Raw genomic sequence first — 16,142 nt, 5'->3', positions numbered from 1 at the left:
ATGCTCTCAGCACGATCCGGCGCGCCCGCGCACGGTACCCCGACCGCCCCGGCGCTGCTCACCGGCGCGACCGCGGGCGCCTACGCGAGCACCCTGCACGCCGTGGTGGACGACGTCGCCGCGCGCGTGGCCGCCGTCGACCAGCCCTGGTCCGGCGCGAGCCGCACCCACCTCGCCGCGCTCGTCGACGCCGCCGACCTCGACGGCCCCGGCGTCGGGACCGACGCCGCGCTGCGCGAGGCCGCCGACCTCTACGCGACCCACGCCGTGTGGTTCCACCACCCCGCCTACGCCGCGCACCTCAACTGCCCGGTCGCGCTGCCCGCCGTCGGCGCCGAGGCGCTGCTCGCCGCGATCAACACGTCCGTCGACACCTACGACCAGTCGACCGTCGCGACCCTCATGGAGCGCCGCCTCGTCGCCTGGACCACGGGCCGCGTCGGCTACGCCGCCGGCGACGGCGTCCTCACGTCGGGCGGCACCCAGTCCAACCTCCACGCACTCTTCCTCGCCCGGGAGCGCGCCGTCGAGCGCGCGGCCCGCGACGGGCTCGGACGCTCGGCCGTCCTGCCGCGCCTGCGCGTCCTGGCCGCGGGGTCCAGCCACTTCAGCGTCGCGCGCTCGGCCCTGCTGCTCGGCCTCGCCGACGACGCGGTCGTGCGGGTCGAGGCCGACGCCGACGGGCGCGTCGTGCCCGCGGCGCTCGCGGCCGCCGTCGCCGCGGTGCACGCCGCGGGCGAGGTCGTCATGGCGGTCGTCGCGACCGCCGGCACGACCGACCGCGGCTGCGTGGACCCGCTCGCCGCGGTCGCGGACGTGTGCGACGCGGCCGACGTGTGGCTGCACGTCGACGCCGCCTACGGGTGCGGCCTCCTCGTGTCCCCGACGCGCCGGCACCTGCTCGACGGCATCGAGCGCTCGCGGTCGGTGACCGTCGACTACCACAAGGCGTTCTTCCAGCCCGTGTCGGCGAGCGCGCTGCTCGTGCGCGAGCGCGCCGACCTGGAGCGCGTCGCGCACCACGCGGACTACCTCAACCCGCGCGAGAACGCCGAGCCGAACCAGGTCGACGTGTCGCTCCAGACGACGCGCCGCTTCGACGCGCTCAAGCTCTGGACGACGCTGCGCGCGCTCGGCCCGGGCGGGGTCGGCGCGATGGTCGACGCCGTGTGCGACCTCGCCGCGCAGGTGCACGCCGACCTCGCGGACGACCCCGAGCTGCGCGTGCTCGGCCGCACGGACCTGTCCACGGTCCTGTTCCGCTACGAGCCGCCGGGGCTGTCCGCGGCGCACGCGGACCGCCTCGTGCCGCTCGTGCGGCGCGTGCTGTTCGAGTCCGGTCGCGCGATGGTCGCCAAGACCGTGCTCGACGGCGTCCCGTGCCTCAAGCTCACGCTGCTCAACCCGACCGTGACGCTCGCGGACGTGCGCCACGTGCTCGACCTCGTCCGCACGACGGCCCAGGCGCTCGTCGAGCGCGACGAGCTGCTGCACGACGACGACGTCGCGGCCCACGCCGCGGACCTCGTGGCGTCCCTCGCGACCGCCGGGGCGGTGGCCCGATGACCACGACTGCCCCCACGACGAGCGGCCCCGGCCCGGCGCCCCACGACCCGGCGCGCGTGCGCGACGTCGTCGGCGTGGGGATCGGGCCGTTCAACCTCGGCCTCGCGGCGCTGTCCGCGCCCCTCGACGACGTCGACGCCGTGTTCCTCGACGCCGCCCCCGAGTTCCGCTGGCACCCCGGCATGATGATCGAGGGCGCGACGATCCAGGTCCCGTTCCTCGCCGACCTCGTCACGATGGCGGACCCGACGTCGCCGTACTCGTTCCTCGCGTTCCTCAAGGCCACGGGTCGGCTCTACCCGTTCTACATCCGGGAGTCGTTCTACCCGCTGCGCGCCGAGTACGACGCGTACTGCCGCTGGGTCGCGGCCCGCCTGGGCTCGCTGCGCTGGTCGCGGCGCGTCGTCGCCGTCGAGCACGACCCGGCCGCCGACGCGTTCGTCGTGCGCGCCGAGACGCTCGCGCCCGACGGGAGCGTGACGGGCACCGAGGAGCACCGGGGTCGTCACCTCGTGCTCGGCGTCGGCACGTCGCCGGTGCTGCCGCCCGCGCTGCGGGCGCTCGCGGACGAGGTCGCGCGCGGCGAGCACCCGGGTGCCGGGCCGCTCGTGCACAGCGCGCAGTACCTGCCGCACCGCGACGCGCTCGCGGACGCGGGCTCGGTCACGGTCGTGGGCAGCGGCCAGTCGGCCGCCGAGGTCTACCGCGACCTGCTCGACGGCGTGCACGGCGACGCGCGGCGCCCCGGCTACCGGCTCGACTGGGTGACGCGCTCGCCGCGCTTCTTCCCCATGGAGTACACGAAGCTCACGCTCGAGATGACGTCGCCGGAGTACACCGACCACTTCCACGCGCTGCCGCTCGAGCTGCGCCAGCTCCTCGGCCGCGAGCAGCGGGGCCTGTACAAGGGGATCAGCGGCGACCTCGTGGACGAGATCTACGACGCGCTGTACCGCCTGAGCCTGGACCGCCCGGTGCCGACGACGCTGCTCACCGACACCGAGGTCGTCAGCGCGCGGTACGAGCCGCCCGTCCGCGGGCGCGACGACGCGGGCGTCGCCGGGGAGCCAGACGCGGCGGGGTCGGCCGGGGAGTACGTGCTGCGCCTGCGGCACGCGCAGCTCGGGCGGGAGGTCGAGCGCCGCACGCGCGCGCTCGTCGTCGCGACGGGCTACGCCGCCTCGGTCCCGGCGTTCCTCGACCCGGTGCGCGACCTGCTCCGGTTCGACGAGCTCGGGCGGTTCGACGTCGCGCGCGACTACACGGTCGACGACGCGCGCCGCGTCCACGTGCTCAACGGCGAGGAGCACACGCACGGCATCACCGCGCCGGACCTCGGGTTCGCCGCGTGGCGCAACGCCGTCGTGCTGCGCACCGTCACGGGCCGCGAGGTGTACCCGGTGGAGGAGCGCATCGCGTTCCAGACGTTCGGCCTGCCCGACGACGAGGCTACTTCGGGTTCCCCGTCCCCGGCCACCACTCCCGCGACGACCCCCGCCACGTCGGACGCCGCGGCGCGCGTCGCGGCGGGCGAGCGCACGGGAGGTGAGGCTCGATGAGCGCCACCACCACGGCGACGGCGGCGTCGGCCGTGCCGTCGCCGGGCCCGACGGCGTCAGGTGCTGCGGCGTCGGACGACGGGGCGTCGAGCGCGAGCCCGGGCGCCGCCTTCGCGGTGCGGGTCCGGCTCGGCGACGGCCGCGCGGACGTCTCGTTCGAGCCCGCCGACCCGGTGCGCGACGCCGCGCTCGTGCAGGGCTGGCTCGCGCACCCCCGCTCGGCGTTCTGGCAGCTGGGCCACCTCGACGTCGACGGCGTGCGGGACTACCTCGCGGGGATTCGCGCCGACCCGCACCAGGACGCGTGGCTCGGTCGGGTCGACGGCGTGCCGGCGTTCCTCGTGGAGACGTACGACCCGGCGCGCGTCACGCTCGCCGACGTCCCCGCGGCCGTCGCGCTCCTGGAGCCGGGCGACGTCGGGATGCACCTGCTCGTCGCGCCCCCGGCCGGGCCCGCACGCGGCGGGTTCACCTCGGCGGTGATGGGCGCCGTCGTGCGGTTCTGCCTCGACCCCGCGGGCCGGGGCGCCCGCCGCGTCGTCGTCGAGCCGGACGTGCGCAACGCCGCGATCGCGGCGAAGAACGCCGCGGCCGGGTTCCGCGTGCTGCGCGAGGTGGAGCTCCCCGGCAAGACGGCGCACCTCGCCGTCGCGACGCGCGCCGACCTCGACGCGAGCCCGCTGGGCGACGGCGTCGACCACGCCCCGCACCTGCGCCCCGACCTCGCCGAGCGCGCGCACCGCCACCTCGTCGCGAAGACGATCGCCGAGCTCACCCACGAGCGGCTGCTCGCGCCGCGCGCGGAGGTCTGGCCGGTCGAGGCGGACGGGCCGGGCGAGTACGTGCTGCCCGTCGCGGACGGCTCGGTGGAGTACCGGTTCGTCGCGCGGCGGTACGCGCTCGAGCACTGGGTGCTCGACGAGGCGTCGATCCGGCGCACCGCGACGGCCGGGCACGGCACGGCGGGCCGGGCGGGCGACGCGGGCGACCCCGCGGGTGCGGACGGCACGGACGCGCGGCGTGAGCTGCCGGTCGACGCGCTCGACCTCGTCGTCGAGCTCCAGCCCGACCTGCGCATCCCCGACGACCTGCTCGCCACCTACCTCGAGGAGGTGTCGTCCACGCTCGCGAGCGCGACGGCGAAGCTCGAGCGGTACGAGCGCACCGGCGGGCCGAGCGCCACCGACCTCCTCGGCGCGTCGTTCCAGGAGGTCGAGGCGGCCATGACGGAGGGGCACCCGGGGTTCGTCGCGAACAACGGGCGCATCGGGTTCGGCCTCGCGGAGTACCGCGCATACGCGCCCGAGAACGGGGGCCGCGTGCGGCTGCTGTGGCTCGCCGCGCGGCGCGAGCACACCCACCTCGCGCTCGGCGCCGGGCTCGACGAGGAGACGCACTACGGGGCCGAGCTCACGCCCGACGAGCGCGCCGCGTTCGCCGAGCGGCTCGCCGCGCGCGGCCTCGACCCGGCCGACTACCTCTACCTGCCCGTGCACCCGTGGCAGTGGGAGCACCGCGTGCCCATCACGTTCGCGGCCGACGTCGCGCGCGGCGACCTCGTCCCGCTCGGGCCGGGCGCCGACGAGTACCAGCCGCAGCAGTCGATCCGCACCCTGTTCAACCTCACGCGGCCCGGCCGCCACTACGTCAAGGTGGCGCTCGCGATCCAGAACATGGGGTTCCTGCGCGGGCTGTCGCCCGCGTACATGCGCGACACCCCCGCGATCAACGACTGGGTCGCGGACCTCGTCGCCGCCGACCCGGAGCTCGGCGGCCGCGGGTTCACCGTGCTGCGCGAGCTCGCCTCGATCGGGTACACCGGCGACGTCTACCACCGCACCGCCACGCCGTCCCCGCACCGCAAGATGCTCGCCGCCCTGTGGCGCGAGAGCCCCGTGCCGCGCACCGCGCCCGGGGAGCGCCTCGCCACCATGGCCGCGCTCCTGCACCGCGACCCCGACGGCGCCGCGCACGCGACCGCGCTCGTGCGCGCCTCCGGGCTCGACCCCGCCGACTGGGTACGCGCCTACCTCGACGCCTACCTGCGCCCGCTCGCCCACGCGCTCCTCGCGCACGACCTCGCGTTCATGCCGCACGGCGAGAACCTCATCCTCGTGCTCCGCGACCACGTCGTGGTCCGTGCGGTCATGAAGGACGTCGGCGAGGAGATCGCCGTCCTCGGTGACGCGCCGCTCCCGCCCGGCGTCGAGCGCGTGCGCGCCGTCGTCGACGACGAGGAGAAGGCGCTCGCGATCTTCACCGACGTGTTCGACGGCGTCCTGCGCCACCTCGCCGCGATCCTCCACGGCGACGGCGTGCTGCCCGAGGACCGGTTCTGGCGCCTCGTCGCGGAGTGCCTCGACGCCCACCGCGCGGACCACCCCGACCTGCGCGGCGGCGTCGACCTGCGCGCCCCGCGGTTCGCGCACTCGTGCCTCAACCGCCTCCAGCTGCGCAACACGCTCCAGATGGTCGACCTCGCCGACCAGTCCGCGTCCCTGCTGTACGCGGGCACCCTCGCCAACCCCGTCGCGCGGGAGGGCTGACGTGACGGCGAGCCCCGGCGGGTTCTCCGTGCACCGCGACGCGTGGGGCGTCCCGCACGTGCGCGCCGCCGACGAGCTCGCGCTCGCGCGCGGCCAGGGCTACGTCACCGCGCTCGACCGCGGCTGGCAGATCGAGGTCGACCGGTGGCGCGCCGAGGGGCGGCTCGCCGAGCGCCTGGGCGAGCCGGGCCTCGCGTGGGACCGGTTCGCCCACCGCGTCCGCCTCGCCGACACCGCGCGCCGCGCCTACGCGGCGCTCGCGGACGACGACCGCGCCTGGGTCGACGCGTACACCGCGGGCGTGAACGACGGTCTCGAGCGCGGGCGCGACGTGCCCGAGATGCACGCCCTCGCCGACCCGGCCTGGCACGGCGGGGGCGACCTGCCGCCGCACGAGCGGTGGCCCGCGTGGGCACCGCTCGGCGTGTTCCTCGTCGCCCACGTCCTGTTCTCCGGCTTCCCGCACGTGCTGTGGTGCGACCACGTCGCGCGCACGCTCGGGGCCGCCGTCGCGCGGTCCCGGCCCGACGTTCCCCCCACCGCGGTGCTCGACCTGCTCGCCGTCGACGGCGGCCCCGGCTCGGGGTCGAACGCGTGGGCGCTCGCGGGCGCCCGCACGCGCGGCGGGGCGCCGCTGCTCGCGGGCGACCCGCACCGTCTCCTGGAGCTGCCGGGCGTCTACCAGCAGGTGCGCCTGGCGTGCGACGCGTACGACGTCGTCGGCCTCGCCTTCCCCGGTGTCCCGGGGGCCCCGCACTTCGGGCACGCAGGCGGGGCGGCGTGGGGCGTGACGAACGCGATGGCGCACCACGTGGACGTCGTCGCGGAGCGGCTGCACCGCACCGCGGACGGCGGTGTCGTCGCGGAAGGGCCGGACGGTCCGGAGCCGGCGGACGTCGTCCACGCCACGGTCCGCGTGCGCGCGGCCGGCGGCCCGGTCGAGCACCGCGTGGAGACGATCGAGACGGCGCGTGGGGTGGTCGTCACGGGCGGCCCCGACGACCCGGGCCGGACGTTCGCGGTGCGTCTGCCCGCTCGCGTGGACGCCGACCTCGGGGTGGCCGCGTGGCGACGGCTCCTGCGGGCTGGGTCGGCGCGCGACGTCACGGACGCGTTCGCGACGTGGGTCGACCCGGTGGACCGCGTGCTGGCCGCGGACCGCGCGACCGTGCTGTCGGTGACGGCGGGGCGCGTGCCCCGCCGTGACCCGGCCGAGCGCGCGCTGCCCCTGCCGGGGTGGGCTGACGCCGGGCGCGCCCGCCCGTGGGTCGTGCCGCCCCCGCCCGTGGTCGTCGACGACGTCGCGGTCGACGCGAACGAGCGGCCCGCGCGGCCCGACCTCGACCTGGGCCGCACGTACGCCCCGCCGCACCGCGCTCGCCGGATCCGGGCGCTCCTCGCGGCCGCGGGCGACGACGCGACCGCGGCGGACCAGTCGCGCGTCCACGCGGACACGCTGCTCGGCGGCGCGGACGACCTGCTCGGGTGGCTCGACCGCGACGGTCGCGCCCCGGGCGCGGCCGGGGCCGACGGCAGCACGACCGCGCGTCCCGACCCCGCGACGGTCCGCGCGGCGGCACGGCTGCGCGCGTGGGACCGCCGCATGGACGCGGACAGCGCCGACGCGGCGCTCTTCGCGGCCTGGCGGGGCGCGCTCGTCGGCCGGGTCGCGGCGCACCCCGCGCTCGCGCCGCTGTACGCGCCCCACGGCCTCGACCCGGTCTTCGCGCCGTGGCTGTCGGTCACCGCGCGCGTCGCCGACGCGCTGCCCGCGCTGCTCGGGGCCGCGTGGCTCGGGATCGACGGCGCCGCGCTCGCGTGGGCCGCGCTCGCCGACGTCGTGCGGGCGCGGGACGACGAGCCGGGCCCGGCGCCGGTGTGGGGCGACACCCACCGCGTGCTCGGGCTGCACGTGCTCCTCGACGTGCCGGGCGCGCCGGTCCCGCGCGTGCCGGGCGTGCCGCTCGGGGGCGACACGGACACCGTGCGCTGCACCGCGAGCGTGCCGGGGGTCAGCGACGTGTGCGTGCGCGGGTCGGTCGCGCGCTGGGTGTGGGACCTCGCCGACCGGGACGCGAGCCGCTGGGGCGTGCCGTTCGGCGCGAGCGGCGACCCGCGCTCGCCCCACTTCGCCGACCGGCTCGCGGCCTGGGCCGACGCCGAGACCGTGCCCGTCGTGACCGACTGGGCCCTGCTGCGCCACGAGGAGACCCGATGACCACGACCGACCTGCCCGCCCCCGGCCGCCTGCGCACCGGCGCTCCCGGGGAGCTGCTCCTCGCGCACCATACGCCGGGCGGAGGCCGCCTGACCCTGCGCGTCCTCGACCCGGACGCGGACCTCGACGTCCTGCACGCCTGGGTGACCCGGCCGTGGGCGCGGTTCTGGGGACTCGGGGACCTGTCCCGGACGGAGCTGCGCGACCTGTACGCCTACGTCGGCTCGTTGCCGACGCACCACGCGTTCCTCGTGCGGTGGGACGACGCCCCGGTCGCGCTCCTGCAGACCTACGAGCCGGAGCACGACCCCGTGGGCGAGGCGTACGCGGTGGCGCCGGGCGACGTCGGGCTGCACTTCCTGCTCGGCGGGCGCGGTCCGCGCGGGACGGACCTGTGGGCCGCCGTCGGGCCGCTGGTCGTCGCGTTCTGCCTCGCCGACCCGCGGGTGGACCGGATCGTCGTCGAGCCGGACGCGGCGAACGAGCGGGCGCACGCCCGGATGCGGGCCCTCGGCTTCGAGGTGGCGGAGCGGGTGCGCGTGGGGGAGAAGGACGCGCTCCTCGCGTTCCTGCCGCGCGACCGCGCGCGCGACCTGCTCGACCGGGCAGAGAGGGCAGCGGTGCCGGGGTGACCGGCTGCCCCGCCGAGCGCGGTGGCGCGCGGGCCGCCGAGCGCGGTGGCGCGGCGGCCGGGCGTCGGGCTAGCCGCCGGTGAAGGGGGCGATCGTCAGCGGAGTCCCGAGCGCCTCGCACGCGTCGCCGAGGTCTGCCTGGGCCTGCGACCACTCCGGGGAGCCCACGCCGGTCGACTCGGCGAACGTCCCGACCGCGACGGCCGGCGCGGCCGCCTGGAGGTCGCCGACCGCCGTCTGCACGGCGCTGTCCCCACCGGACGGCAGGCGGCCGAGCACGCGGGTGGCGAGCTCGTACCAGCCGTCCCGCTCCTGCTCCGCCATGCGGCCGTCGGCGAGGCCGAGGTCGGCGTTCTCCACGATCGTCATGACATCGCTGAAGGCGACGCAGGTCGCGGCGTCGTCCGGGGCGCCGTCCTGCGCCGGGGCATCCGTGGCGGGCGACGGCGCAGCGCTGCTCGCCGCCTCCGGTTCCTCGGTCCCGTCCGCCGGGCCGGCACCGCCGGACCCGCACCCGACCAGGACCGCCGTGCTCAGCACCACGGCCGCTGCCGCCACCCACCCTCGCGCTCGCATCCGCGCATGCTACCGGTGCGGGGACCGCGTACGACGACGGACGGCGACCCGGGGGTCACCGAGGAGCGGCGACCGCGTGACCGGCGTCGCGCAGCACCCGGGTGGCCTGCTCGAGCCGCACCTCCGGGACCAGCACGAGGTCCGCGTGGAACGTGGACGCGACGAACACCGGTACACCCGCCTCGCCCAGCGGCCCGACGACGGACGCGAGCACGCCCGTCGTCTCCAGCCCGTGCGCCGAGCCGTAGAAGCCCGCCCACCGCTCGGCGTCGTCGAACGGCGAGGCGTGCCGTACGACCGTGAGCCCTTCGGGGGCGCGCACGAGCGCGACCCACTCGTCGTCCTCGGGGAACGTGGCGCCCGGGACGTGGCCGAGCAGGAAGCGGTCGGGGACGACGTGCAGGTCGAGCGAGGTCATGGCCGCACGGTAGCGGTGGGCGCCCACACCGGGGCGTGGCGAGACGACGGGCTGCTCGCCGGACGAGGGCGGCGGGCGGGTACCGCGACCGGCACGGAGCCGCCCGTCAGCGGGCCAGGCGCTCCACGACCGCCCCGTACAGCCACGGCGCGGCGCTCGCGGCGGGCACGATCGCGCGGCGGGCGGGGCTGCCCGCCCAGGCGAGCAGGCCGGAGGTGAGGACGCGGTAGTCGCGCGTGGCGCGGGACCAGGCGCGCTCGTACGCGGCCGGGTCGTCGAGGTGGCGCACGGCGGCCTCGGCCTGGGCGAGCCCGACGCGCACGCCCTCGCCGGTGAGCGCGTCGACGTACCCGGAGGCGTCGCCCACGAGGCGCACGTGCCCGGCGGTGCGGCGTCGGGCGCGCTGACGCAGCGGCCCCGCGCCGCGGACGCGCCCGAGCACGGGGGCGTCGCGCACGCGGTCCGCGAGCTCGCCGAACGCGTCGAGACCGTGGTGCGCGCCCGGGGGCGCGCCGCGGGCGCCGTCGCGGTGGGCGAGGACGGCGACGCCGACGACGTCGGGCGCGACCGGGGTCACGTACGCCTCGGCGTCCGGTGCCCAGTGCACCTCGACGAAATCGCTCCACGGGGCGAGCCGGTAGTGGGTGCGCAGGCCGAACCGGGCGCGCCCGTGCGGCGGGGCGTCGAGGCCGGTCAGGCGGCGCACGGTGGAGTGCAGCCCGTCGCAGCCGAGCACGCGGGCGGCCCGCACCACCTCGTCCGCGCCGCCGTCCGGCCCGGGTGCCTCCCCGGCGGGTACCCGCGCCGCGCCGAGCACGACGTCGACCCCGCGGGCGTCCTGGCGCAGCGCCCGGAGCGTGGCGTGCTCGATCGTGACGCCCTCGGCGAGCGCGCGCTCGCGCAGGGCGGCGTGCAGCGCGGTGCGCCGCACGCCGCGGCCCGGGCCGGCGGCGAACGGGTGGTCGGCGTGGCGGGTGGCGTCGCGGTAGCTGATGCCGGCGAGCGGGTGGCCCGGCGGGTCGACGCCGAGGGCGAGGACCGCGGCGAGCGCGCCGGGGAGCAGCCCCTCGCCGCACGCCTTGTCGATGACGCCCGGGCGGCGGTCGACCACGAGGACGTCGTGCCCGGCGCGGCGGGCGTGCACGGCGGCGGCGAGCCCGACGGGCCCGCCGCCGACGACCAGCACGTCGACGTCGCGGTCGGTCGTGCGGCGGTCGGTCGACCGGGGAGGGGTCACGGCACGGCCGGGTGCGCGGCGGCGCCGGCCGCGGTCGCGCGGGCGAGGGCGCGCTCCTCGGCGGGGATGCGGAAGCGGGCGAGCAGCACGGCGTTGAGCAGCGTGAACGCGACGGCCGTGATCCAGCACGAGTGCACGAGCGGCAGCGCGACGCCCTCGACCACGACGGCGACGTAGTTGGGGTGGCGCAGCCACCGGTAGGGGCCGCGTGCGACGAGCGGCAGGCCCGGCACGACGATGACGCGCGTGTTCCACCGCGGCCCGAGGGTCGCGATGCACCACCAGCGCAGGCCCTGGCTCGCGAGCACGAGGACGAGCATGGGCCAGCCGAGCCACGGCAGGAACGGGCGGTCGGCGAGCCACGCCTCGGCCACGCACGCGAGCAGCAGACCCGTGTGCAGGGCGACCATCGCGGGGAAGTGGCCGCGGCCCGACTCGACGCCGCCCCGGGCGAACGACCAGCGGGCGTTGCGGGCCGAGACGACGAGCTCGGCGAGCCGCTCGACGGCGGTGGCGCCGACGAGCACCACGTACCAGGCGAGGCTCATCCCTGGACCCCCTCGGCTCGCGCGACCGCGTGCTCGCCCGCGTGACCGGGCCCGTGCGCCCGGCGGGGGCCGCGGCCGTCGAGCCGCAGCAGGACGAGCTCGGTGCTCACCCCGGGCCCGAACGCCATGAGGACGGCCGGCGTGCCGGGCGGCACGTCCGTGCGGGCCAGGGTCGCGCCGAGCACGTGCAGCACCGACGCCGACGACAGGTTCCCCACGTCGCGCAGGGACGCCCGGCTGAGCGCGAGCTCCTCCTCGGCGAGTCCCAGGGTGTCGCGCACGGCGTCCAGGACGCGGGGGCCGCCCGCGTGCACGACCCACGCCCCGACGTCGCCCGGCTCCAGGTCGTGCTCGGCGAGCAGGGCCTTGACATCGCCCAGCAGGTGCGCCCCGATGAGCTCGGGCAGACGCGCCGACAGCACGATCTCGAACCCCGTGTCGCCGACGCGCCACCCCAGGTCGCCCGTCGTGCCCGCGTGCAGGTGCGAGCGCGAGTCGACGACGCGCACGCCCCGGGCGCGCACGCCCGCGCCCGCCCGTCCGTACGGGCCCGGGCGCCGCGCGAGGCGGTGCTCGTCCCCGACGAGGACCGCCGCCCCCGCGCCGTCGCCGAACAGGCCCGACGCCACGATGTTCGCCGTCGACGGGTCGGTGCGCTGCAGGGTCAGGGAGCACAGCTCGACGGCGACGACGAGCGCGACGTCCCGCGGGCGCCCTCGCAGCAGGTCGTCCGCCCGCGCCAGGCCCGCCGCGCCCCCGGCGCAGCCCCACCCGAACGACGGCGTGCGGCGCACGTCCGGTCGCAGGCCGAGCCGGGCCGCGACGAGCACGTCGAGCGTCGGCGCGCCCACGCCCGTGACGGTGGTGAGGACCACGTGGTCGACCTCGTCCGGGCGCAGACCCGCGTCGTCGAGCGCCGCGCGGCACGCCTGCTCCGCGAGGTCGGTCCCGAGCGCGAGGAAGGCGTCGTTGGCCGAGCCGAACGACAGCCCGCCGTAGTCCTCCAGGGGCAGCGCGAGATGACGGGTCTCGACGCCCGCGTGGGCGTGCAGCCGGCGCGTGAGCGCGCGGCGCACCGGGTCGTCGGTGAGCAGCTCGCTCGTGACCCGGGAGATCTCGTCCTGGCGGTACGCATGCGCGGGAAGCGAGGTCCCGACGGCGACGACGCGCGACATGCCCGCATCGTCCCACCGGCCCGGTCCGCCCGCGCGGGGGGAGGGGTGCGCCGCGGCGACCGGCCCGGGCGCCGGGCGCGCGGCCCGGCGGCGGGCTAGGTTGCCGCCATGGTGACCGGTCGCTCGCGAGGGCTCGTGCGCGGCCTCGTGGTCGCGAGCCACTTCCCGCCCACCGTGATGGTCACCGCGTTCGCCCTCGCGCTCTCCGCGGGCATCGGCGCCGGCGCCCGCACCACGACGCTCGTCGCGCTCGCCGTCCTCACCGGCCAGCTCTCCGTCGGCTGGTCCAACGACTGGCTCGACGCGCGCCGCGACGTCGCCGTCGGCCGCGCCGACAAGCCCGTGGTGACGGGCCTCGTCACGGCGGCCACCCTGCGTGCCGCGGCGCTCGTGGCGTTCGGCCTGTGCGTCGTGCTGTCCCTCGCCACCGGGCCGCTGCCCGGGGCGGTGCACGTCGTCGCCGTCGGGGTCGCATGGTCGTACAACGCGCTGCTCAAGGCCACGTGGTGGTCCTGGGCCCCGTACGCCGTCTCCTTCGGGCTGCTCGCCGTGTTCGTCGTGCTCGCCGCCCCCGGAGCGGACCGCCCCGCCCCGTGGGCCGTCGCGGCCGCCGCGCTGCTCGGCGTCGGCGCGCACGTCGCGAACACGCTGCCCGACCTCGAGGACGACGCCGCCATGGGCGTGCGCGGCCTGCCGCACCGGCTCGGGCGCCGCGCGAGCTCCGTGCTCGCCCCCGTGCTGCTCGCCGCGGCGTCCCTGCTCGTCCTGGTCGCACCCCCGACACCCCCCGGCCCGGTGACGTGGGCCCTCGGCGCAGTCGCGCTCGTGCTCGCCCTCGCGGCCGGCGCCGTCGGGGTCGTGCGCCCGCGCAGCCGCGCCCCGTTCGCGCTCTCCATGGCCGTCGCGGGCGTGTGCGTCGTGCTGCTCGTCCTCGCGGCGCCCGCCGTCGTCGTGCCCGGCTGACCGGCGTCAGCCCGCCGCGCGCACCAGACCCTCGACCACCGCCGCCGCACCCGGGGACGGACGCTCCCCGTACGTGACCGCGAGCACGCGCCGCGCCGCCCCCGGCAGCGCCCGCACCGTCACCCGCGGGTCCCGGTGCGCCCGCAGCGCCAGCGCGGGCAGCAGCGACACCCCCACGCCCGACGCCACGAGCGCCTGCACCGCGACGTAGTCGTCCGTCTCGAACGCGACGCGCGGCGTGAACCCCGCCCGCTCGCACCGCCCCACCAGGTCCGCCCGGCACCGCTCGCAGCCCGCGATCCACGCCGCGTCCGCGAGCGGCGCGAGGTCCACCTCCCCTGACGACGCCGCGGCCTCGTCCGTGGCGGAGTCCGTCCCGGGGTCCGTCCCCGGGTGCGGACCGGAACCCGCCCGCACGAGGAACAGCTCCTCCGCGAGCACCGGCACCGCGCGCAGCCCGTCCACGTCCAGCGGCGACCGGTCGTGCTCGAACACCAGCGCCACGTCCACCGCACCGCGCCGCACCGCGTCCAGCGCCTCCGGCGGCTCCGCCTCCACCAGCCCCACGCCCAGACCCGGGTGCTCGCGCGACAGGCGACCCACGACGTCGGGCACCAGCGTCGCCAACGCCGACGGGAACGCCGCCAGACGCACCCGACCCGCCGACAACGACACCAGGGCGTCCAGCTCCTCGCGCGCCGCGCCCACGCGCCCCAGGATCTCCTCCGCCCGCGCCGCGAGCAGCCGACCCGCCGCCGTCAGCCGCACGCCCCGGCCGTGCCGCTCCGTCAGCGGCACCCCCACCTCCGCCTCCAGGCGCGCCAGATGATGGCTCACCGACGGCTGCGCATAGTGCAGCGCACGCGCCGCCCCCGTCACCGAGCCCTCGCGCGCCACCGCCGCCAGCGCTCGCAACCGCGTCAGGTCCACGTCCACACCCTCCTGCGCGAAGCATAGATCCCGTCGATCGGTCGCCACAGAACAGGCATTGGACCGATGAGACGCCTCGCGGCACCGTGGACCCATGCCCCCCGCAGACCTCGCCCCGCCCACGATGCGCGACGTCCTCGACGCCCGCCGCCTCCTCGCCACCCACCTCCAGCCCACCCCCACCCGCAGCTACCCCGCGCTCGACCGCGCCACCGGCACCCACGTCGTCGTCAAGCACGAGAACCACCAGCCCACCGGAGCCTTCAAGGTCCGCGGCGCCCTCAACCTCCTCCTGCGCCTCACCCCCGACGAGCGCACCCACGGCGTCACCGCCTTCTCCACCGGCAACCACGCCCAGGCCGTCGCCCACGCAGCCCGCACCACCGCCACCCCCTGCACCATCGTCATGCCCACCCACCCCAACCCCACCAAGGCCGACGCCGTCCGCGACCTCGGCGCCCGCCTCGTCCTCACCGGCACCACCTTCGACGACGCCCGCGAGCACGCCACGGCGCTCGCGGCCGAGGACGGGTCCCGGCTCGTCAGCGCGGCGAACGAGCCGCTCCTCATAGCGGGGGTCGCGACGGCGTACCTCGAGCTCCTCGCCGACGCGCCGGACCTCGACGTGCTCGTCGTCCCCGTGGGCGGGGGGAGCGGCGCGGCCGCGGCCTGCCTCGTCGCCCAGGCGCTCGCCCCCGGGCTCGAGGTGGTCGCCGTGCAGTCCGCCGCGTCGTCCGCCGCGCACGACTCGTGGCGCGCGCGCGACCTCGTCGCCCGGCCCAACACCTCGCGCGCCGAGGGCCTCGCCACCGGCAGCGGCTTCGCGCTCACCCAGGCCGTCCTGCGCGAGCACCTCGACGACTTCGTCCTCGTCGACGACGACACGATCGACCGCGCCGCCGCGCTCTACCTCACCGCGGCGCGGACCGTCGCCGAGGGCGCGGGCGCGGCCGCCCTCGCCGCCGTCCTCGCCGACCCCGACCGGTTCGCCGGGCGCCGCGTCGGCGTCGTCTGCTCGGGCGGGAACGCGAGCCCGGCGGAGCTGCGCCGCGTCTTCGCGCACCTGCCCCGGTAGCCGCCTCGGAGCCGGAGCGCGCGACGACGGCGGTCCCGGCGGCCGGACCGCGGCCCCGGGCCTAGGCTCGCCCCATGGCCCGCTACCTCGACGTGCACCCCGACAACCCGCAGCCGCGCGCGATCGCGCAGGTCGTCGCCCTCCTCGAGGACGGCGGCCTCGTGGCCTACCCGACCGACTCCGGCTACGCGCTCGGCTGCCGCATGGACGACCGCGAGGGCGCCGACCGCATCCGCCGCATCCGCCACCTCGACGACCGGCACCACTTCACGCTCGTGTGCGCCGACTTCGCCCAGCTCGGCCACTTCGTCATGGTCGACAACGCGGCGTTCCGGTCGATCAAGGCCGCCACCCCGGGCCCGTACACGTTCATCCTGCGCGCGACGTCGGAGGTCCCGCGCCGCCTCGCGCACCCCAAGAAGAAGACCGTGGGCGTCCGCATCCCCGAGGACTCCGTCGCCCAGGCCATCGTCGCCGCGCTCGGGGAGCCGATCCTGTCGAGCTCGCTCATCCTCCCCGGCTCGACCGAGGCGCTCACCGACGGCTGGGCCATCAAGGAGGAGCTCGACCACGTCGTCGACGCGGTCGTCGACGGCGGCGAGCGGGGCAGCGCGCCGACGACGGTCGTCGACTTCTCCGACGGCGCCCCCGAGGTCGTGCGCGTCGGCGCGGGCGACCCGTCCCGCTTCGAGTAGGACA

General features: G+C 77.6%; 14 protein-coding genes. 8 read left to right on the top strand and 6 right to left on the bottom strand.

All coding sequences use genetic code 11. The features are described from left to right. The 5 genes from MT994_RS13350 to MT994_RS13330 are packed head-to-tail and all read left to right on the top strand — an operon-like array spanning position 1 to position 8,521. Positions 1-1,566 carry a pyridoxal-dependent decarboxylase gene (locus MT994_RS13350; RefSeq protein ID WP_354806635.1) on the top strand — a complete coding sequence of 522 codons (1,566 nt, stop codon included), beginning with the start codon at positions 1-3 and terminating at the stop codon, positions 1,564-1,566. Next, entirely contained in the window at positions 1,563-3,125 is a 1,563-nt protein-coding gene (locus MT994_RS13345) for a SidA/IucD/PvdA family monooxygenase (RefSeq protein WP_354806633.1), read from the top strand. Before MT994_RS13350 ends, MT994_RS13345 begins: the two co-directional genes overlap by 4 nt. After that, on the top strand, positions 3,122-5,671 hold the full coding sequence (locus tag MT994_RS13340) for a GNAT family N-acetyltransferase (RefSeq protein WP_354806631.1): 2,550 nt from the start codon (positions 3,122-3,124) through the stop codon (positions 5,669-5,671). Before MT994_RS13345 ends, MT994_RS13340 begins: the two co-directional genes overlap by 4 nt. 1 nt (position 5,672) lies before the next feature. Then, on the top strand, positions 5,673-7,889 hold the full coding sequence (locus MT994_RS13335) for a penicillin acylase family protein (protein WP_354806630.1): 2,217 nt from the start codon (positions 5,673-5,675) through the stop codon (positions 7,887-7,889). Beyond that, complete coding sequence (locus MT994_RS13330) at positions 7,886-8,521, top strand: GNAT family N-acetyltransferase (protein ID WP_354806629.1); 636 nt, start codon at positions 7,886-7,888, stop codon at positions 8,519-8,521. The genes MT994_RS13335 and MT994_RS13330 overlap by 4 nt, the downstream gene beginning before the upstream one ends. Positions 8,522-8,590: 69 nt before the next feature. On the opposite strand, the gene MT994_RS13325 is transcribed toward MT994_RS13330, so the two are convergent. The 5 genes from MT994_RS13325 to MT994_RS13305 all read right to left on the bottom strand — a co-directional run bounded on the left by MT994_RS13325 (position 8,591) and on the right by MT994_RS13305 (position 12,475). Then, on the bottom strand, positions 8,591-9,097 hold the full coding sequence (locus MT994_RS13325; RefSeq protein ID WP_354806628.1) for a hypothetical protein: 507 nt from the start codon (positions 9,095-9,097) through the stop codon (positions 8,591-8,593). 55 nt (positions 9,098-9,152) lie between these two features. After that, positions 9,153-9,515: an ACT domain-containing protein gene (locus tag MT994_RS13320; RefSeq protein WP_061268460.1), complete on the bottom strand. Its 363-nt coding sequence runs from the start codon at positions 9,513-9,515 to the stop codon at positions 9,153-9,155. Positions 9,516-9,621: 106 nt separating this feature from the next. Then, the gene (locus tag MT994_RS13315; RefSeq protein ID WP_354806626.1) at positions 9,622-10,752 is read right to left on the bottom strand and encodes an FAD-dependent oxidoreductase; all 1,131 of its coding nucleotides are present in this window, start codon (positions 10,750-10,752) and stop codon (positions 9,622-9,624) included. Next, positions 10,749-11,300, bottom strand: coding sequence for an isoprenylcysteine carboxyl methyltransferase family protein (locus tag MT994_RS13310; RefSeq protein ID WP_074806491.1), 552 nt, complete (start codon positions 11,298-11,300; stop codon positions 10,749-10,751). Before MT994_RS13310 ends, MT994_RS13315 begins: the two co-directional genes overlap by 4 nt. Beyond that, on the bottom strand, positions 11,297-12,475 hold the full coding sequence (locus MT994_RS13305; protein ID WP_354806625.1) for a 3-oxoacyl-[acyl-carrier-protein] synthase III C-terminal domain-containing protein: 1,179 nt from the start codon (positions 12,473-12,475) through the stop codon (positions 11,297-11,299). Before MT994_RS13305 ends, MT994_RS13310 begins: the two co-directional genes overlap by 4 nt. A 108-nt stretch (positions 12,476-12,583) precedes the next feature. Here MT994_RS13305 and MT994_RS13300 point away from each other — a divergent pair, with 108 nt between their 5' ends. Continuing rightward, positions 12,584-13,438 carry a UbiA family prenyltransferase gene (locus tag MT994_RS13300; RefSeq protein ID WP_354806624.1) on the top strand — a complete coding sequence of 285 codons (855 nt, stop codon included), beginning with the start codon at positions 12,584-12,586 and terminating at the stop codon, positions 13,436-13,438. A 6-nt stretch (positions 13,439-13,444) separates the two neighbouring features. Here MT994_RS13300 and MT994_RS13295 read toward each other — a convergent pair whose 3' ends face one another. Beyond that, complete coding sequence (locus tag MT994_RS13295) at positions 13,445-14,368, bottom strand: LysR substrate-binding domain-containing protein (RefSeq protein ID WP_354806623.1); 924 nt, start codon at positions 14,366-14,368, stop codon at positions 13,445-13,447. A gap of 94 nt (positions 14,369-14,462) precedes the next feature. Here MT994_RS13295 and MT994_RS13290 point away from each other — a divergent pair, with 94 nt between their 5' ends. Further along, positions 14,463-15,443 carry a pyridoxal-phosphate dependent enzyme gene (locus tag MT994_RS13290; protein ID WP_354806621.1) on the top strand — a complete coding sequence of 327 codons (981 nt, stop codon included), beginning with the start codon at positions 14,463-14,465 and terminating at the stop codon, positions 15,441-15,443. A gap of 74 nt (positions 15,444-15,517) precedes the next feature. Further along, entirely contained in the window at positions 15,518-16,138 is a 621-nt protein-coding gene (locus tag MT994_RS13285; RefSeq protein WP_354806620.1) for an L-threonylcarbamoyladenylate synthase, read from the top strand. Positions 16,139-16,142 lie beyond the last annotated feature (4 nt).

Source organism: Cellulosimicrobium sp. MI9406 (assembly GCF_040595865.1).
In the GTDB taxonomy this organism is placed as follows: domain Bacteria; phylum Actinomycetota; class Actinomycetes; order Actinomycetales; family Cellulomonadaceae; genus Cellulosimicrobium; species Cellulosimicrobium funkei.
The sequence above is the reverse complement of the archived record's forward strand: the minus strand, read 5'-3'. Positions and strand labels throughout refer to the sequence as shown.